This is a genomic window from Arthrobacter sp. SX1312 (assembly GCF_002929295.1).
Taxonomy (GTDB): domain Bacteria; phylum Actinomycetota; class Actinomycetes; order Actinomycetales; family Micrococcaceae; genus Arthrobacter_D.
Window position 1 is genome coordinate 1,122,402 of sequence record NZ_PJIM01000001.1, and the last position, 18,958, is coordinate 1,141,359.

10 protein-coding genes are annotated in these 18,958 nt (G+C 69.2%); 2 read left to right on the forward strand and 8 right to left on the reverse strand.

Annotated elements, in window-relative coordinates:
- Positions 1 to 41 precede the first annotated feature (41 nt).
- From CXQ92_RS05310 to CXQ92_RS05330, 5 genes are all read right to left on the reverse strand, one after another.
- Positions 42 to 785 (reverse strand): ABC transporter ATP-binding protein, encoded by a 744-nt coding sequence (locus CXQ92_RS05310; protein ID WP_104165867.1) that lies wholly within the window; start codon positions 783 to 785, stop codon positions 42 to 44.
- 2 nt (positions 786 to 787) lie between these two features.
- Entirely contained in the window at positions 788 to 1,633 is an 846-nt protein-coding gene (locus tag CXQ92_RS05315) for an ABC transporter permease (protein ID WP_181033582.1), read from the reverse strand.
- A gap of 41 nt (positions 1,634 to 1,674) precedes the next feature.
- On the reverse strand, positions 1,675 to 3,705 hold the full coding sequence (locus CXQ92_RS05320; RefSeq protein ID WP_104165872.1) for a glycosyltransferase: 2,031 nt from the start codon (positions 3,703 to 3,705) through the stop codon (positions 1,675 to 1,677).
- On the reverse strand, positions 3,702 to 4,889 hold the full coding sequence (gene glf, locus CXQ92_RS05325) for a UDP-galactopyranose mutase (RefSeq protein ID WP_104165874.1): 1,188 nt from the start codon (positions 4,887 to 4,889) through the stop codon (positions 3,702 to 3,704). Before glf ends, CXQ92_RS05320 begins: the two co-directional genes overlap by 4 nt.
- Before the next feature lie 114 nt (positions 4,890 to 5,003).
- Complete coding sequence (locus CXQ92_RS05330; protein ID WP_104165876.1) at positions 5,004 to 7,055, reverse strand: acyltransferase family protein; 2,052 nt, start codon at positions 7,053 to 7,055, stop codon at positions 5,004 to 5,006.
- A gap of 208 nt (positions 7,056 to 7,263) precedes the next feature.
- On the opposite strand from CXQ92_RS05330, the gene CXQ92_RS05335 reads away from it, so the two are divergent.
- Positions 7,264 to 11,385: an FtsK/SpoIIIE domain-containing protein gene (locus CXQ92_RS05335; protein ID WP_104165878.1), complete on the forward strand. Its 4,122-nt coding sequence runs from the start codon at positions 7,264 to 7,266 to the stop codon at positions 11,383 to 11,385.
- A 1-nt stretch (position 11,386) separates the two neighbouring features.
- On the opposite strand, the gene CXQ92_RS05340 is transcribed toward CXQ92_RS05335, so the two are convergent.
- A complete protein-coding gene (locus CXQ92_RS05340; protein WP_104165880.1) occupies positions 11,387 to 11,809 on the reverse strand; it encodes a hypothetical protein in 423 nt (140 codons plus the stop codon).
- 240 nt (positions 11,810 to 12,049) lie between these two features.
- On the opposite strand from CXQ92_RS05340, the gene CXQ92_RS05345 reads away from it, so the two are divergent.
- Positions 12,050 to 12,298, forward strand: a complete 249-nt coding sequence (locus CXQ92_RS05345; protein WP_055769355.1) for a WhiB family transcriptional regulator — start codon at positions 12,050 to 12,052, stop codon at positions 12,296 to 12,298.
- 140 nt (positions 12,299 to 12,438) lie between these two features.
- On the opposite strand, the gene CXQ92_RS05350 is transcribed toward CXQ92_RS05345, so the two are convergent.
- Both CXQ92_RS05350 and CXQ92_RS05355 read right to left on the reverse strand, forming a co-directional pair.
- A complete protein-coding gene (locus CXQ92_RS05350; protein WP_104165882.1) occupies positions 12,439 to 13,917 on the reverse strand; it encodes a sensor histidine kinase in 1,479 nt (492 codons plus the stop codon).
- A 200-nt stretch (positions 13,918 to 14,117) separates the two neighbouring features.
- Positions 14,118 to 18,947 (reverse strand): NAD-glutamate dehydrogenase, encoded by a 4,830-nt coding sequence (locus CXQ92_RS05355; RefSeq protein WP_104165884.1) that lies wholly within the window; start codon positions 18,945 to 18,947, stop codon positions 14,118 to 14,120.
- Positions 18,948 to 18,958: the final 11 nt, after the last annotated feature.

Genomic DNA, 18,958 nt, shown 5'->3' on the forward strand with positions numbered 1-18,958 from the left:
CTGCGTCGTTCCGACGACGGCGAGGTCCGATCGGGCTCTTCCTAATGGTCGCTTGCGCGCTGTCTGAGTTCCGAGACGACGGATGCGACGTCGCCGTCCTTCACGAGCCGTCCGTTCTCGAGGAGGATCCCGCGTTCGCAGACACTGGACACCAGGTCGAGGTCGTGGCTCACGACGATGAGGGTCTTCCCCGCGGCGGCGAGCTCCCTGATCTTCGCCAGGCACTTCCGCTGGAAGGGCTCGTCCCCGACGGCGAGGATCTCGTCGACGAGGAAGATGTCCGGATCGGTGTGGACCGCGATCGAGAACGCGAGGCGGAGGTACATGCCGGACGAGTAGAACTTCACCTCGGTGTCGATGAACTCGCCGATCTCGGCGAAGTCGATGATGGAGTCGAATCGCTCCTCGATGTCCTGCTGGGACATGCCGAGGATAGCGCCGTTGAGGTAGACGTTCTCCCGCCCGCTGAGGTCGTGGTGGAAGCCCGCCCCGACCTCGATGAGCCCGGCGAGATGTCCTCGCGTGCGGATGACTCCTGCATCCGGCTGCAGCACCCCGGAGATCAGCTTCAGGAGAGTCGACTTGCCCGATCCGTTGAGGCCCAGCAAGGCGACGGTCTCCCCCGTCCGCACCGTGAACCCGACGTCGTCGAGCGCCTTGAACTTCTGGACGAGTTCACCCCTGCGCCCGCGGACGAACCAGACGAAGGCCTCTTTCAGCGAGCGGGTATGACGGAGGACGAACCGTTTCTGCAGGCCGGTGGCGATGATCGCGTCGGTGGACATCCTCACAGCTCCTGGGCGAAGTTGGCCGACAGGCGTCGGAAGACGAACTGACCGAGGACGAGGATCATCACTGAGACGACTGCGGCGACGGGCACCCACAGACCGAGGAGGTCGGGCATCAGCGCGGAACCGGCCGTCCCGTCCCCGAGGGTGGGGACCCAGAAGCCGAGATGGAACAGTTCGACCGCTACGGTCATGGGATTGAGCTGGTACAGGAAGAACCAGCTGCCGAGGGCGTCGCTGACGAGGACCCAGCTGTACAGGACCGGTGACGCCCACGTCACCACCATGAGGATCATGTCGACGAGGTTCTCCGCGTCCCGGAAGTACACGTTGACCGCTCCGAACAGCAGGCCGAGCCCGCTGGCGAGGCAGGCGACGATCAGGAAGCCGACGAGCACCAGGAACAGCTGGAGGAGATCCGGACGCCATCCGACGACGAGGCAGGCGCCCGCGAGGACGAGGGCCTGTGGGACGAAGTGCACCGCCGACACCCAGACGGCCGAGATGGGGAACAGCTCGCGAGGGAGGTAGATCTTCTTGATCAGATCCCGGTTCTCCACGATGGATCGCGTGGCGTTGCCGAAGGCCTCGGTGAAGAAGTTGATGAGCACGATCCCGGAGAACAGGTAGATGGCGTAGTTCTCCGTCGTGCCCTGCAGGTTGAGGAAGATCCCCAATGCGATGTAGTAGACCGAGAACTGCAGGAGCGGTTTGAGGTACGACCACAGCAGACCGAGCACGGACCCGCGGTAGCGGACCCGTATCTCCTTCCGCACGAGAAGCCGGAGGAGGAATCGGTTCTTCAGGACCGCCGCGAGTCCGCCACCTGCACCCGGTGTCTGCATGGCGCCCGGCAGATCCGCTGCGGATCCTCGCACCCCGTTGCTCAATCTGCCGTGTCTCCCTCGATCTCCTTGGAGAACCGGCGGAATGTCGTGTTCCATGCCTGGCGACCGGTGAACTCGGGCAGGGCACCGCTGTACTGTGCCTGCAGTTCGGACCAGTTGCTGACGAGCTTCCAGTGCCGCGAGAGCGTCTTGCCGAGGAGGGAGAAGAACATCGCGCGGTCCCGCCGGTACCACGACACACCCGTCCCGTCCGATGCGGTGACCAGCGCGGAATCGAAGCGCGTGAGGCGCCACCAGCGCGCATCCATGGCCGGGACCTCGACGGCGGGTCGGTCTGCCGCGTCGCCGGGAACCGGCCGCCACTGCGACCCCAGCGCAAGGCCCGCGCGGACCAGCGACTCCAGGACCGTCGCCGGCTCCTGGATGTGCTGCTGGTTCTTCCGTTCCCGCACTTCGGGGAAGTCGGACCTGTTCGGCATGACCCGTGCGTCCGTGAACTCGCGCCGGGCCGCCCTGACCCATTGGAGACGCTCCCCCAGGGTGGCGTGGAGGTGCGACGGCCCCTCGAGGACGTCGTCGAGGGCCTGGATACGGACAGCGACAGCGGAGTACTGCATCGAGAGGAGGTGCCGGACGTCGAGGGCGAGGCTCTCGAAGGGCATCCTCCCTCCGCGGTCGAAGGGGGAGTGACTGAGCGCGGCGACCCATCGATTGCGCTGGTGGTAGTAGGCCTGCCAGTCGATCGTGTCGTCCTTCTCCGTCCAGGGCATGTGCCATACCGCGGCGCCGGGGAGGGTGACGGTGGAGAAGCCCGCCTTCTGGGCGCGTACCCCGTACTCCGCGTCGTCCCATTTGATGAAGACCGGCAGGGCCAGCCCTATTTCACGGACGATGTGCAGCGGGATCAGGCACATCCACCAGCCGTTGTAATCGACGTCCACCCGTCGATGGATCCACGGCGTCATGCGAAGATTCCGCTCGGAGAAATCGTGGCCCTCGAGGCTCTTCGCCGCCGGTCCCCAGAAGAAGCGACGACGATCCACCTGTTCGCCGAAGGTGTGAAGGACAGCCCGCTCGTAGAGGTTGAACATGTGACCACCGACGATCGTGGGATCGGTCGTGTAGTTGGCGAAGTGCAGGGCGCGGAGAACGCCTTCGGTCTCGATGCTCACGTCGTCATCGAGGAGCAGGACGTAGTCGCTGTCCTCGGCGCGCAGAGCCTCCTCCATCCCCCGTGCGAAGCCACCCGAACCTCCGAGATTCGCCTGTTCCACGAGGCGGAACCGCTCACCGAGACGTTCCGCGGCCGCCGCGTACGCCGCTTGGTCGGTGACCCTGTCGTCACCCTGGTCGATGATCACCAGGCGGTCGAGGACCCCGAGCAGATCCGGGTCACTGGCAAGGGTGTTCATGTGCCGCACCGCATACTCGGGGCGGTTGAAGGTGGTCACCGCGATCGAGAGGGACCCCTGGCTGCGGGCCGAAGCTGCGGACACGGACCAGTCGGCGCGCGACAACGTCACCTCCTCGTCGTGTGCGACGAGATCGAACCAGTACCAGCCGCCGTCGACGAACGAGGCCAGCGGCAGATCGAAGACGAGCTCACCACTCGTCGTCGTCGTCGCGCTGTCGACCCTGTTGGAGGTACCGCGCGGGCTCGACCGGTAGACGATGACCGACGCTTCGCTGCCGGCCTCCACCTCCACCTCGACACGGAGCCGGACGGAGCGTACGGGCGTGTGGCGGCGCCAGTAGCTGGCCGGGAACGCGTTGAAGTAGGTGCCGAGGGAGACCCTCCGGTGGGCCGGCAGCTTCAGGCTCGTGCGTCCGGCGATGAAGTCGGACCTCTGGTGGCTCAGGACGGGGAACGCCGGTGTCGTCTTGGGTGCCCCGAGACGGATGGCACGTCGCGAGGGGTCCACGACGCGCCGCGCCGGATTGAAGTCCACGTAGAGGGGCAGGACGTCGGTGTCCCCTTCGACCGGGAGCACGATCTTATGGATGACCTGGTACTCGGTCGTGTCGGACGCGGCCGTGCTGCTGATGTCCTCCGACGCTCCGATGGTCATGCGTCGACCCCGCCGCTCTCGAACTTCTGCCCGCTCGTGAAATGCGGTGCGACCTTGTTGTCGAACATGGCGAGGGCGGAACCGATCGCCATGTGCATGTCGAGGTACTTGTAGGTCCCCAGGCGGCCGCCGAACAGCACGGACTTCTCACCCTTCGCCAGGTCGCGGTAGGCGAGCAGCTTCGCGCGGTCCTCGGAGGTGTTGATGGGGTAGTACGGCTCGTCGTTCTTCTCGGCGAAGCGGGAGTACTCCCGCATGATGACCGTCGCGTCCTTGGTGTAGTCGCGCTCCGGATGGAAATGGCGGAACTCGTGGATGCGGGTGAACGCGGAGTCCTCGTCGGGGTAGTTCATCACCGAGCATCCCTGGAAGTCCTCGACCGGGAGTACCTCCTCCTCGAGGTCGATGGTCCGCCAGGAGAGATCCCCCTCCGCGAAGTCGAAGTACCGGTCCACGGGGCCGGTGTAGATGACCGGGACCTGCCCGAGCGTCGACGAGCGCGAGTACGCGCCGCCCTCGTCGAAGAAGTCGGTGTTGAGGTGGACCTCGATGTTCGGGTGGTCCGCCATGCGCTCGATCCAGGCCGTGTAGCCGTTGACCGGAAGGCCCTCGTACTTGTCGTTGAAGTACCGGTTGTCGTACGTGTAGCGGACCGGGAGGCGCGAGATGATCTCGGCCGGCAGGTCCTTGGGGTCGGTCTGCCACTGCTTGCCCGTGTAGTGCTTGATGAAGGCTTCGTACAACGGACGGCCGATCAGCTGGATGCCCTTGTCGTTCAGGTTCTGGGGGTCCGTGCCGGCGAGTTCACCCGCCTGCTCCTGGATCAGTGCCCGCGCCTCTGCGGGGCCGAGCGCGGAGCGGAAGAACTGGTTGATCGTACCGAGGTTGATCGGCATGGGATACACCTCGCCCTTGTGACGCGTGTACACCTTGTGCACGTAGTTCGTGAAGTCGGTGAAGTTGTGGACGTAGTCCCAGACGCGCTCGTTGGACGTGTGGAAGAGGTGCGCCCCGTACCGGTGGACCTCGATCCCGGTGCGGGCCTCGTTCTCGCTGTACGCGTTGCCTCCGATGTGGTGCCGACGGTCGAGCACGGCCACCTTGAGGCCCAGCTGGGTGGCCGCTCTTTCCGCAATGGTCAGGCCGAAAAAGCCCGACCCCACAACTACGAGGTCAACGTTCACGAGTGCTCCTGGATTGATTCTGACGACGGACATACCCGCTCAAGGCTACCCGACGGAAGCCGGGGGCCTTCCAACCGGAGGGGCGGTGAGACCCCCACGCGCGCCGCGACCGTCCTACAGACGCACTGCCTCGTCGAAGCGCTGGGTGAAGACCGGCAGCATGGATCGGAGGTACGTTGCGCTGACATGGTTGTCGTCGATGTACACGAAGACGTTGCCGACGACGGCCGGACAGTCCTCGTCCCGGCACAGGTAGTCGGTGAAGTCCAGGAAGGCGACATTCGGGGCCTGTTCGAGCAACTCGGCGACCGGGGGCTGATCGCTGAGGGTATCCGCGCGGGCAGGATTGCACGCGGGACTGTCCGCGCCCTGCGTCTCGACGCAGAGCACCCTGCTGGTCTCGAAGCGTGGGTTGTCCCGGACGGCCACCACCTGGATACCGCGGTCGCCGAGCATCCTTGCTGTCTGGGCGAAACCGGCCGGCAGGACGTCCTGTGGATCGTCGCGCCGGGCGACCGTTCCGACGGTGTAGACGAGGTCGGGCGCCTGGGCCAGGACGTAATCCGTCACCGCCGCGTTCCACTGCTCGCACTGGGGCGTGCGCCCCTCCGGACCCGACCCGAACTTGCATCCTCCCAGCAGGACGAAGGTCATCTTCCAGCCCCGCTCCTGCGCCATGGCGGCGAGCGGGGCCGACCACTGCTGGGAATGCGAATCACCGACGACGATGATCTCCCGCACGGGCGTGGAGGGAGGCATGATGACGTAGCACTCGCTCCGGATCAGGTCGTCGGCGGGTTCGTCGTCCCCGGCGCACACACTGTCGAGCTGGAAGTACTCCTTGTCCATCTCGGTCGGGGCGGGGATCAGCGGCACACCCTCGGGAGCGGTCAGGCCGAGGAGCGGGTCCAGCACCAGCGCGCCAGGATTGTTCGTATCGGCATTCGCCGCGAGGTCCCGCGCCTGCTGGGTGATGACGTGCTGCCAGCCGGCCAGGGGTGCTGCGACGAGCGCCACGCTGACGGCCAGGACCATCACGGCGCGACGACGTCGCTTGTCCGCCCAGGCGAGGGCCCGCACCGGACGCTCCACGAAGCGCATGGTCAGGTAGTCGAGCACGAGCGACACGGCGATGACGATGAGACCGCCCAGGACCCCGGGTGAGGTCCGGTCCCGCCAGATGAGGGCAAGCACCAGGACCGGCCAGTGCCAGAGGTACAGGGCGTAGGACAGGTCCCCCACCCGGACCAGGGGTTTGGCCGACAGGAAGCGGTCGGCGCCGATCGCACTGCCGGTCTGGCCCGCGACGATCACCAGTGCCGCGGCCAGCAGCGGCCACAGGGCGACATACCCGGGGAACTGGCCCTGGACATCGAGGATGAAGCCGCCGCTGAGCATCGCGGCGAGACCCACCCATCCGGCGAGGATGCGCAGGGCGCGTGGCAGCCGGAGGAACGGCAGGGACAGGGCCAGCAGCGTCCCGAGTGCGAATTCCCAGAGACGGGCGCGGGTGTCGAAGTAGGCGTAGGCCTGGTTCGTGTACGTCTCCCAGATCGAGAAGCCGAGCGAGGCGACGAAGAGGATCCCGAACACGAGCAGCACGACGCCGCGCACCTTGAGCCGGAACCGGCGGGCCAGCAGCGCGCTGGCGAGGAACAGCAGGGGCCACAGGATGAAGACCTGGCCCTGGACCGAGAGGGACCAGAAGTGCTGGAGGGGGCTGGCGAGGCTGTGGTCGTCGGCGTAGTAGTCCACGGCGTTCGAGGCCAGGACCCAGTTCTGCACGTAGAACAGGGACGCCCAGGACTGTTCGATGATGTCGGGCCACCGTGACTGCGGCACCAGGACATAGCTCGCGCCGAGGACACCGATGATGACGACGACGACCGCGGGCAGGAGTCGCTTGAACTGGTGCAGCCAGTGGCGCGCGAGGTCGAGGGGCTTCCCCGATTCGATCCTCCGCAGGAAGGACAGGGACAGGAGGAAGGCGGAGATCAGCAGGAAGATGTCGACACCGCCCGAGACCCGACCGAACCAGATGTGGTAGCACACCACCATCAGCACGGCGAGCGCGCGGAGGCCCTGCACCTCGGGACGGAAACCGCGGTCGGAGCCGCCGGGTCCGCTCCGGGGAGCAGCGGTCGGACTCGCCTCAGCGACAGCCATGGAGGTTCTTCTCGGTAGACACGATGAACGATTGTACCGGGGCAACCCGTGTCGTCCCGGCAGGCCGCGCTGGGTGGGGCTAGGAGTCGCGGAGCGCGAGTACCCCGGCCTGCGCCGGGAGCGGTTGTCCACAGTGGGAGGGCCCTGATCGGGGCCCGCCCGATCGCGCCCTAACCTCGGGAGGAGTTCCCGTCCCAGGAGGTTCCCGATGGATCTGCACGTCACGCTCGTGGGCGCTCCCGGGACAGCGTTCGCGGTCCGGGAGATGGTCGTCGACACCGATGCCCTCCGCACCGGCGCCGCCCTGGCGGAGCGGCTCGGGTCGTCCGGGTACCCGGGGCCCTTCACGGTGGACGGACGACCGCTGGTCGCCCTCCGCCCCTACTCCGGCGACTTTCCGCAGGGTGCCGTCATCGTGTGCGGCGCACCGCCGGGTCCCCCCGCCCCGGCATCGCTCCCCCACCTCGCGTTCGTCGTCCACACCGGCCCGGACGCCGGCCAGGTCATCCCCCTGACACGTGGCAGGTACGTCATCGGACGCGCGGCCGCCGAGATCGCCATCGCCGATCCGGCCCTCTCCCGGCATCATGCCGTGCTCACGGTGACGGAGGACGCCATCATCCTCGAGGACCTCGGGTCGGCGAACGGGACCTTCGTCGACGAGGCCAGGATCACGACGGCGGACATCACCAGCGCGGCGGACCTGCAGGTCGGAGGGAGCCGGTGCAGGATCGAGCTGATCGATGATCCGGGATGGACGGCGGGAGACCCCCGGGACGTCCTCGAGCCCCGGCCCGTCATCGCGGAGCTGCCGGGCAGGCCGTCGCGCATCCTGATCCTGACAGCGGTCCTGCCACTCGCCCTCGGGGTCGTCCTCGCGCTGGCCACCGGCATGTGGTTCTTCCTCGCCTTCAGTGCACTCTCCGCCGTGACGGGGCTCGTGCCGTTGATGACGTATCGCCGGAAGGCGGCCGTCTTCGACGACGAGGTACGCGACGCCGCCGGACGGGACCGCGCGAGGCGCGAAAGCGCGACACCCGATCCCGGTCAGACGGGGCTCGACGCCGTCCGTGCGTCCCGCCGTCCGCCGTCGGGGGCGAGCGGCGCCGCGAGGCCGGAACCGGATCTCGTCCTGCTGCGGCTCGGCAGGGCGGACCAGCCGGCGAACCTGACCGCCCGGCGTCCGGATCCGCCCTTCACGCCCCCGACGCTGGAGGCCGTCCCGCTCCTCCTCCCGTGCTCGAGGGCCGCGGACGCCGGTGGTACCCCCTGCGCCGGTCCCTTCACGATCACCGGTGACGCCGGGAGGGTGCAGGGCGTCCTGCGAGCCCTCCTGCTCCAGACCGCCCACCCCCGGTCGGCGGCCCCGGCCGTCGTGTGCTGGGGGTCGGCCCGCGACCTCCCGCACCACGCCCGCTTCCTGCCGAACGTGCACCTCACGCATGACCGGGGCGTCCTTGCCTCGCTCGCGGCACAGGCCTTGCTGCTGCTGGTGTTCCAGCTCTCCGAGGACCTGCCCGCGCTTGCCGGCGCCGCGAGGGTCGTCGTCATCCGCTTCACGGCCGGATCACGATCGGACCGACCCCTCCCCGGACGCGACGGGAGGCCCGGGGGCCACGGGGGCCACGGGGGGCACGGGGGGCACGGGGGGCAGGGAATGACGCTGACGGCGGGGACCGCGTGGGTCCGTCTGGGCGGCCGCGACCACGAGGTGCGTCCTGACGGGGTCTCGGCGCGGACGTTCGAGCGGACCGCCCGGGCACTGGCCCGCGCGGCGGCGCTGGATCCTGCATCGCCCGCCGCCGGTCGGGGGACGCGGGCCGATACGGCCCTGCCGGTGGCCGACTCCCTCTGGTCGGAGGCCCTGAGGCCGGACACGCTCGCACCGGCGGTCGCCGACCGATGGTCCGCGTCCGACGGCGGGCACGCCACGGCCCGGCTGGGCAGGTCCGGGAACGGTCCGCTGTCGATCGATCTCGTGAAGGACGGTCCGCACCTGCTGGTCGCCGGCACCACCGGTTCCGGGAAGTCGGAATTCCTGAGGACCCTCGTGCTCGGACTCGCCCTCGATCAGCCGCCCCGGCACCTCACGCTGCTCCTGGTCGACTACAAGGGCGGTTCCGGCCTCGGACCGCTGGCGTCCCTGCCGCACTGTGTGGGCAGTCTGACCGACCTGTCGTCCGAATCCACGGGCAGGGCCCTGACATCGCTCCGAGCGGAACTGCTCCGGCGGGAACGCCTGTGCTCCGTGCACGACGCCCAGGACCTGGATGCACTTCGCCGCGTCGCACCAGCCTCCTGCCCTCCGCGCCTGGTGATCGTGATCGACGAATTCAGGATGCTGAGCGACGACGTCCCGACCGCGATCCCCGATCTCATGAGGATCGCCTCGCTCGGCCGGTCACTCGGCGTGCACCTGGTCCTGGCCACGCAGAGAGCCCAGGGTGCCGTGACCCCGGACCTGAGGGCGAACATCACCTCGTCCGTGCTCCTCAGGGTCCAGACCCCGATGGAGTCGCAGGACCTCCTCGGGACGTCGGCCGCCGCCGACATACCCGTCGACACCCCCGGGCGGGCCTTCCTGCGCCGAGGGTCGGAGGCCCCCATCGCCTTCCAGGTCGCGTCGTCCTCGGTGGTGCCCGCAGTGGACCGCACCGCGGGCCTGCAGGACGTCGCCGGCCACATCGGCGGCCCGTCAGCGGGTCCTGTCCGGGTGGCAGCACCTGACGCCGAGGAGGAGGCCCGGCAGCAGCCCTCCTCCCGCGTGCTCGATCGGGCGGTCGATGCCCTGCGGTCCGCTGCCGCCGGGGACGCCGCTCCCCCGCCCCGCCGGCCCGTCCTGCCGCCCCTGCCCGCCGCGCTCACCTCGACGGCGTGCGACGCCTTCCCGTCCGCCACGGCGGAGGGCGACACCGCTGCCTCCGGTCCGGGCGGCGCCGGGGTTGCCCTCGGCGTCGCCGACTTCCCGGACCGCCAGGACCAGCGGCTCCTGCTCTGGCGGCCGCAGCACCACTCCCACCTCGCCTTCATCGGACTCCCGGGCAGCGGCACGACGCAGGCCCTCGCGGCGGTCGCCGGACGCCTGCCGGTCGTCGATCCCGATGTCCACCTGTATCTCCTCGACGGTGACGGCAGCCTGGTCGGCTGCTCGGCGAACCCGCAGGTGGGCGCCTACGTCCGCTCGGACGAGACCAGGCGTGCCGGCCGCGTCCTCGAGAGGCTCGCGGGTCTCTCGGGCCGTGGGCCGGAGGACGGTCCGCGGATCGTCCTCGTGGTCACCGGCTGGGGGCGGTGGAGCAGCCAGTTCCGCCAGGGCCGCGTCGCTCGGGCGGAGGAGGACCTGCACTCGCTCGTCCGGGATGGTTCCGCGCGCGGCGTCACGGTCTGCATCGGCGGGGACCGGGACCTGACGACGGCACGGTTCTTCGCCCTCCTCCCGAATCGCGTCTACGTCCCGCTGGGCGCCCAGCCGGAGACGACCATGGCCTGGCCGAAGATGCCACCCGTGGATGCCGTTGCGGGCCGGGGGTTCGCGCAGGGCCGTATCACCGGCACCTGGGGTGACGGCACCTGCCAGCTCGTGCAGGACGGAACCCGGCCCGACCAGCTCCCGCCTCCCCCTGCCGAGGCGCCGTTCCCCGTCCATGCGCTACCGTCCACCGTCGAGGTGGCCCGGCTTCACCGGCGATCCGGGGTGGGACCGCGGCGGGGGTCGATCGATCTTCCCGTGGGTCTGTGCGGGGACGACCTCCATCCGTACGCGATCAGCCTCCGGCCCGGCGAGGTCTTCCTCGTGCTGGGCCACCCGAAGACGGGACGCACCACCGCGATCCGGGTGCTCAGGGATTCAGCGTCCCGGCTCCGGCCGCGTCCTGCCGTCTTCGCGCCACCGGACGGCGGGGCGAGCGCGGAGTCGCTGGGCTACTGGCGGGACCTCGCCGAACGCGGCGCCGGACCGTCGGCGAAGGACTGCCTCCTGCTCGTCGACGATGCCGACCAGCTTCCCGCCGACGTCCATCAGTCGCTCGCAGGGCTCATCGCACAGGGCGCTGCCGCGGTCCTCACCGTCGTGCCGGGTCCGTCCCTGGTGGTGCGGGCCCCTCTGGCCGTCCACGTGCGCGGACTCGGGCGGGGACTCGTGCTGTCCCCGCGGTCACCGGGCGACGGCGACTTCCTCGGGGTCCGCCTCGAACCGGAGGGATCCCCGCCCCCGGGCCGCGGATTCGCCTGCGACCCGTCGGGCACCGTCGAGGTCCAGGTGGCGCAGGGACCGCTCGACGAGGACCAGGAGGACCTCCCGGGAGCGGGACCCCGCCGTCCCCCGGCGTGACCTACAGCGTTCTTCCCGGCCCCGTCACCCGGGTCGTGAAATCGACGACGGGCTTCGAGAAGAGGGAGAGGATCACCGCCGCGGCCGGCGCGATGAGGAGGAGGCCGATGAGCGGATTCCCGGCCGTGAAGAACGGGAAGGCCAGGATCACCAGGAACAGTTGGAGCACGAGGGAGGGCGACCGTGGCCAGCGGAAACCGGCCGCCAGTTTCCCGGCCATGGCCACCAGGCCCGCGGCGATCAGCAGGAGCAGCACGGTCATGAAGACCGATCCCCCGACGGAGATCGGGTCCATCCCGAAGATCGACAGGAAGAAACCGACCGACAGGGCCAGGAGCGCGATCGCCTCGAGCACCAGGACGGCGGCGATCAGGACGACGCCGGGCGGTCGGGGAGCCCGCTGCGGGGCTGGATCGGTGGACACTCTCGAACCCTACCCGACCCGCCGACGACCGCCGGAGACGCCCCTAGCAGGCATCGCTGTGACAAACCACTCATCCGTCCGTCCAATTAGACCCGTCAAGCCCTTGTTTACCTGTTGGTTACGTGACAGCGTTAACCCAGTTGAATCCCGGGGGCCGAAATCGGCCCCTTTACTATGAGCCCCCTCGTGAATGTTTTCACAAACGCACGATGCGTGAGGCTGAAGGAGAATGTGATCACCATGGATTGGCGTAGTCGCGCGGCCTGTCTGGACAAGGACCCGGAACTGTTCTTCCCGGTCGGCAACACCGGACCGGCGCTCCTCCAGATCGAGGAAGCGAAAAGCGTCTGCCGCCGCTGCCAGGTGCAGGACACCTGCCTGCAGTGGGCCATCGAATCCGGGCAGGATGCCGGAGTGTGGGGCGGGCTGAGTGAGGACGAGCGCCGGGCGCTCAAGCGCAGGGCTGCAAGGGCCCGCCGCGCTTCATAAGGGCTCCGGACCGATTCCTCGGTCCGGCGCCGACGGTACCCTGCCCTGCGCATGAGCCGTCGATCGACGAAGGGCCGCCCAATGGGCGGCCCTTCGTCGTCCGGGTCCCGCTGTGCGGGACCCGTCGTGAACCGGTCCGCCTAGGATCCCTGGTTGAGGCGCAGTCCCAGCTCCAGGGCGACCGACGTACCGCCGCCCGGACGCGTGCTCCACGTGATCGTCCCGTCGAGTTCGCTGGTGACCAGGGTCCTGACGATCTGCAGGCCCAGGCCTTCCGCGTGCCCGCCGACCGGCAGGCCGACGCCGTCGTCCTCGATGGTGACCCGGAGGATCTCCGCGCCGTCCTCCTCCGTCCTCCGATTCGCCCTGAGCCACACCGTCCCGGCCCGGCCGGAGAGGCCGTGTTCGACGGCATTGGTGACGAGCTCGTTGATCACCAGGGCCAGCGGGGTCGCGAGGTCGCTCGGGAGCTCCCCGAAATCCCCGCTCCGTTCGGTCCGGACCGCCTGGGACGGTGATGCCACCTCGGCGGACAGTCGGAACTGGCGGGAGATGAGTTCGTCGAAGTCGACGCTCTGGGCGAGGCCCTGGGACAGCGTCTCGTGCACCAGCGCGATCGTGGACACGCGGCGCATGGCCTGCTCGAGGCCGAGCTTCCCCTCCTCGCTGACCATCCTGCGGGACTGCATCCGCAGCAGCGCGGCCACGGTCTGCAGGTTGTTCTTCACGCGGTGGTGGATCTCGCGGATGGTCGCGTCCTTCGACACGAGTTCCATCTCGCGGCGCCGGAGCTCCGAGACGTCCCTGCACAGGACGAGGGCCCCGAAGCGTTCCTTCTCGTCCCGTAGCGGAATGGCCCGCAGGGACAGGCTGACGCCGCGGGATTCGATCTCGGTACGCCACGGCATCCGTCCGGTCACCACCAGGGGCAGCGTCTCGTCGACCATGCGCCGGTCCTTCAGCAGGCCCGTGGTGATCTCGGCGAGCGGGCGACCCTCGAGGGTCTCCACGTCGCCGAGGCGCCGGAAGGCCGACACCCCGTTGGGGCTCGCGTACTGGACGATGCCGTCGACGTCGAGCCTGATCAGCCCGTCCCCCACCCGGGGTGCGCCCCGGCGGGACCCCGTCGGCGTGGCGAAGTCGGGCCACAGCCCGAGCGTACCCATGCGCAGGAGGTCGTACGCGCACTGGCGGTAGGTCAGTTCGAGCCGCGAGGGCATCCTCGAACTGGACAGGTCCATGTGGGTCGTCACGACCGCGAGGGTGCGGCCGTTGCGCACCATGGGGACGGCCTCGACCCGCATCGCCATCTCGGTGGTCCAGTTGGTCTCACCCGAGCGTTCGATCTTCTGGGACGACCAGGCGACGTCGACGAGCGGCTGGAGATCCGCACGGATCCGCTCCCCCACGAAGTCGCTGTGGAAGACTGTGTGCGACGTCGACGGCCGGGCATGCGCCAGTGCGACGTACCCGCCGCCCTCCAACGGGAACCACAGGGCGAGGTCGGCGAAGGCGAGGTCGGCGACCATCTGCCAGTCCCCGACCAGGAGGTGCAGCCACTCGGCGTCGCCGGGCTCGAACCCGGCGAACTCGCGGATCGGATCAGTGAAGATAGCCATGAAGTCTTTCTGTTGCTCGGGCCGGGGCGGCAGTACCGACGGCGTCGCCGGACGGGCTGCGTGCGCGCCGGGAACCCACCACGGATGGGCCTGACGGACGCAGGACCTCCGGCGAGGACGCCGGGGTCCAGTCTGTCACTCCCGACCGGACGCGCCCACCGGACGCGACCGTCCGCGGGCGCGCCCGCCGGCCACGGCCGTCAGCGGACGATCGAGCGGAGGAGCCGCAGCGCGACCGACAGGGACGAGATGTCGTCCTGTTCGAGCATGTTCACCTCGGCGAACATGTTGCTGGCCCGCTCGAGCTGGTCCTCGTTCTGGTCCTGCCACGCCTGCAACCGTTCGCCCGCGTCGCGGTCCTGCATGTCCTGTGACGCGCGTATGACCGCCACCGTGATGTCCGCGGCGGTGGAGTAGAGATCGTCCCGCAACGCCGCCCGCGCGAGAGCCTGCCACCGGTCCGTCCGGGGCAGTTTCGTGATCCGCTCCAGCAGGTTGTCGACCTCGAAGCGGTCGTAGACCGCGTAGTAGACGCGGGCGATGTTCTCCACGGGCTCGTCGATCCTGCGCGTGGAGTGCGCGACATCGAGCAGGGCGAAGGACTCGAACTGCTCGGCCCAGTGCCGGCCGAGCTCGTCGGGCAGGTGCCACTCCGCCGCCCTCGCCCGCCAGCTGCGGGCCCGCTCCAGGTCCCCACCGCGCAGGTACTCGCAGAGGTGCAGACGGAACGGGGCGATCAGCGGCTTGAACGCGTCGATGCTCTGATCGACCGAGATGCCCGGCTCGACGTGGTTGACGAACCAGCGCACGGCACGGTCCAGGAGCCTCCGCAGGTCGAGGTGCACGGTGCACCAGTGGTCCGTGGGGAAATCCGCCGGCAACGCCGCGAGCGCGTCCACGGTCTCGTCCAGCGAGTAGATCTCGCGCAGGGCCACGAAGGCGCGGGCGATCACCGGCTCGGCGACGGAGGTCTCCTCCATCACCCGGAAGGCGAACGTGATCCCGCCCATGTTGATGATGTCGTTGGCGACGACGGTCGAGATGATCTCCCGGCGCAGGGGGTGGGTGTCGAGCAGGTCGTCGAACCGCTCCACGAGCTGGCGGGGGAAGTAGCGCCGCAGCGTGCCGCTGAAGTACGGGTCGTCGGCAAGGGTGCTGGCCGAGAGCACCCTGGTGAGCTCGATCTTGGCGTAGGCCGCGAGGACCGAGAGTTCCGGCGAGGTGAGGCCCTGGCCCGCGTCGATCCGCTTGCGCAGCTCCGCCGAGCTCGGCAGCGCCTCGAGGTCCCGGTCGAGATCGACCGTCTTCTCCAGCCAGTCCATCATGCGCTCGTAGCTCGGGCCCCATTCGACGACCCGCTGGCGGTCGTTGAGCAGCAGCACGTTCTGGTCGATGTTGTCCTGCAGGACCAGCCGGCCGACCTCGTCCGTCATGGACTGCAGGAATTCCGCGCGTTCCTCCGGCTGCAGGCGCCCTGCCCGCACCATCCGGTCGACGAAGATCTTGATGTTGACCTCGTGGTCCGAGCAGTCCACGCCGGCGCTGTTGTCGATGGCATCGGTGTTGAGGACGACCCCGGACTGCGCGGCCTCGATGCGTCCCCGCTGGGTCATCCCGAGGTTCCCGCCCTCGCCCACGACGCGCGCCCGCAGTTCACTGCCGTTCACACGGATCGCATCGTTGGCGCGGTCGCCGACATCGGCGTTCGTCTCGTCGGAGGCCTTCACGTAGGTCCCGATCCCGCCGTTGTAGAGCAGGTCCGCAGGGGCCCGGAGGATGGCGCGCAGGAGTTCGGGTGGACTCAGCCGCGTGACCCCGGCGTCGAGGCCCAGGGCTTCCCTCACCTGCGGCGAGACGGGGACGGACTTGGCCTGCCGCGGGTACACGCCGCCGCCGGCGCTGATGAGGGTGGTGTCGTAGTCCTCCCAGCTCGATCGGGGGAGCTCGAAGAGGCGCCGCCGCTCGGCGAAGGACGCCGCCGCGTCCGGATCCGGGTCGAGGAAGATGTGGCGGTGGTCGAAGGCCGCCAGGAGCCGGATGTGCTCGGAGAGGAGCATCCCGTTCCCGAAGACGTCACCACTCATGTCGCCCACGCCGACGACGGTGAAGTCGTCGGTCTGCGTGTCGACGTCGAACTCGCTGAAGTGCCGTTTCACGGACTCCCAGGCGCCGCGCGCGGTGATGCCCATCGCCTTGTGGTCGTAGCCCACCGACCCGCCGGAGGCGAAGGCGTCACCGAGCCAGAAGTCGTACTCGGCGGACAGCTCGTTGGCGATGTCCGAGAAGGACGCCGTGCCCTTGTCCGCGGCGACCACCAGGTAGGTGTCGTCGTCGTCGTGCCGGACCACGCGGGGCGGCGGTGCCACCGTCTCGGTGGTGCCGTTCGTGATGACGTTGTCGGTGATGTCGAGCAGGCCGCGGATGAAGGTGCGGTAGCTGGCCTGGCCCTCGCTGAGCCAGGCCTGACGGTCGAGCGAGGGGTCGGGCAGCTGCTTGGCGAAGAAGCCGCCCTTGGCGCCGGTCGGCACGATCACCGCGTTCTTCACGGTCTGGGCCTTGACGAGGCCGAGCACCTCGGTCCGGAAGTCCTCGCGCCGGTCCGACCAGCGCAGGCCGCCGCGGGCCACCTTGCCGAAGCGCAGGTGCACTCCCTCGACCTGCGGGGAGTAGACCCAGATCTCGAACCTGGGCCGCGGGAACGGGGCGCCGTTGATGCGGGACGTGTCGAACTTCAGGCTGACGTGGCGCTTGTCCTGGAAGTAGTTGGTCCGCAGCGTCGCCTCGATGAGGTTCGCGAAGGTCCGGAGGACGCGGTCCGCGTCGAGGGTCGGGACCTGTTCCAGGCCCTCCTCGAGCGTGGTCCGGGCGGCGTCGGTCGCCGCATCGCGGTCGCCCGGGAGGTCCGGATCGAAGCGTGCGGTGAACAGCGCCACGAGGGCCCGGGTCACGGCCGGGTTGCGGAGCAGGGTGTCGGCGACGAACCCGTACGAGTTGGTGTTGCCCATCTGGCGCATGTACTTGGCGTAGGCGCGGAGGATCACGACCTGGCGCCACCCGAGTTCCTCGCGGAGCACGAGCCGGTCGAACTGATCCGACTCGCTGTCGCCCGTCACGGCCGCCCGGAAGGCGTCGCGGAGCAGTGACGCGGTGGCAAGCGGCGAGATGCCGGTCGGGAACCTCAGCCCGAGGTCGTACAGGAAGAACGAGCGGTCGTCCGAGCGGGTGATCTCGAAGGGCCGCTCGTCCAGCACCTCGAGGCCGAGGTTGTGGAAGTAGGGCAGGATCTGCGTGAGGCTCTTCGCCCCGGTCAGGTAGAGCTTCAGACGGGCGTCCTCGGCGTCCTGTCGCTGCGGCACGTACACGTGGAGCTGCGGAGCCCCGTCGCCGGCCTCGGCCAGCCGCTCGAACCGGGCGATGTCCTCGAGGGCATCCTCGACCTCGTAGTCGACGCGGTAGCTGGGAGGGAAGGACTCCGCCCACAGCGTCGCGAGGCGCTGCGCGGTGTCCTGCTCGAAGCGCTGCTGGGCGACCTCGACCACTCCCTCGGGCCAGGAGCGGGCCGCCCGGACGAGGCGGTCCTCGAGCTCGGCGGCGTCGATGGCGGGGATCTCGGCTCCCCGCTGCAGCCTGATCCGGAAGAACAACCGGGCGAGCGCGGACTCGCTCATCCGTGCCTCGAAGTCGATGGACTCGGCGTTGAGCGCGGTGCGCAGCTCGCCCTCGATGCGCTGCCGGACGCTGGTCGTGTAGCGGTCGCGGGGGAGGTAGACGAGCGCGGACATGAAACGGCCGTACACATCGGGCCGCAGGAAGAGCCGCGTGCGCCGTCGCTCCTGCAGGCGCAGGATCCCGAGCGCCGTGGACACCAGGTCCGCGACGTCGATCTGGAACAGCTCGTCACGCGGGTAGGTCTCGAGGATGGACAGGAGGTCCTTGCCCGAATGCGAGTCCGAGGGGAAGCCGCAGCGGCGCAGCACCTCGGCGACCTTGTCGCGGACCAGGGGCACGTTGCGCACCGAACCGGTGTAGGCGCTGGTCGCGAACAGGCCGATGAAGCGGCGCTCGCCGTCGACGTTGCCCTGGGCGTCGAAGCTCTTGATGCCGATGTAGTCCAGGTACGCGGCGCGGTGCACGGTCGATCGCGAGTTCGCCTTCGTGATCACCAGGACCCGGCGTTCGCGAGCCTTCGCGCGTCCCGCCTGGGTGAGCTGCTGCAGGTGCCTGCCGCCGCTGCCGTGCCGGAGCAGTCCGAGGCCGCTGCCCTCCCGGACGAGGAGCGCATCGGCACCGTCCTCGTCCGTCACGAGGTCGTACTCCTTGTAGCCGAGGAACGTGAAGTTGCCGTTGTCGAGCCACTGGAGGAGTTCCTGCGCCTGGCGCAGATCGGGGAGCTGCTCGGCGCCGGCGACCGACCCGAGCGATGCCTCGACGGAGCGCACCGTGCTCCGCATGGCGGGCCAGTCCTCCACCGCTGCACGCACATCGCCCAGCACCCGGTGGAGGCCGTCGATGACCGATTCCTTCGTCGCGGCGTCGGCCAGTCGCGCGACCTCCACGGAGATCCACGATTCGATGTGCGTGGTGCGTCCGTCCAGGCCGACGAGCTCGCCGATGTCCGGCAGGGCCGCGGTGTCCCCACTCGATGCCCCGGCCGTCGAGGGGACGCGCTTGAGTGCCGTGAGGGCGTGGGTCTCGTCCTCGCGCACCGCGAGGAAGGTGGGATGCACCACCAGCCGGATGGCGGCGTTCTGCCGGACGAGCTCGGCCGTGACCGAGTCGACGAGGAACGGCATGTCGTCGGTGACGATCATGACGACGCTCGAGGTGCCCTGATCCATGACGCCGACGGCGGCCGTTCCCGGCCCACGGGATTCGGCGAGGTCACGGTGGGCGAACGCCCGCTGGTGGAGATCGGTGGGGAGGTACCCGACGGCGTCCTCGCGCGCGAGATGCTCGAAGTAGTGCTCTACGAAATCCTCCCGTGACGTGTCCGAGCTTGACTGATCCGTTGTCCTGGATCCAGACGACATGGGAAGGGCCT

Bases quoted from the DNA above. Each gene is read 5' to 3' on its own strand.
- CXQ92_RS05345 (WP_055769355.1), top strand. From the start codon at position 12,050: ATGGATTGGCGTAGTCGCGCGGCCTGTCTGGACAAGGACCCGGAACTG.
- CXQ92_RS05335 (WP_104165878.1), top strand. From the start codon at position 7,264: ATGGATCTGCACGTCACGCTCGTGGGCGCTCCCGGGACAGCGTTCGCG.
- CXQ92_RS05350 (WP_104165882.1), bottom strand. From the start codon at position 13,917: ATGGCTATCTTCACTGATCCGATCCGCGAGTTCGCCGGGTTCGAGCCC.
- CXQ92_RS05310 (WP_104165867.1), bottom strand. From the start codon at position 785: ATGTCCACCGACGCGATCATCGCCACCGGCCTGCAGAAACGGTTCGTC.
- CXQ92_RS05320 (WP_104165872.1), bottom strand. From the start codon at position 3,705: ATGACCATCGGAGCGTCGGAGGACATCAGCAGCACGGCCGCGTCCGAC.
- CXQ92_RS05330 (WP_104165876.1), bottom strand. From the start codon at position 7,055: ATGGCTGTCGCTGAGGCGAGTCCGACCGCTGCTCCCCGGAGCGGACCC.
- CXQ92_RS05355 (WP_104165884.1), bottom strand. From the start codon at position 18,947: ATGTCGTCTGGATCCAGGACAACGGATCAGTCAAGCTCGGACACGTCA.
- CXQ92_RS05315 (WP_181033582.1), bottom strand. From the start codon at position 1,633: ATGCAGACACCGGGTGCAGGTGGCGGACTCGCGGCGGTCCTGAAGAAC.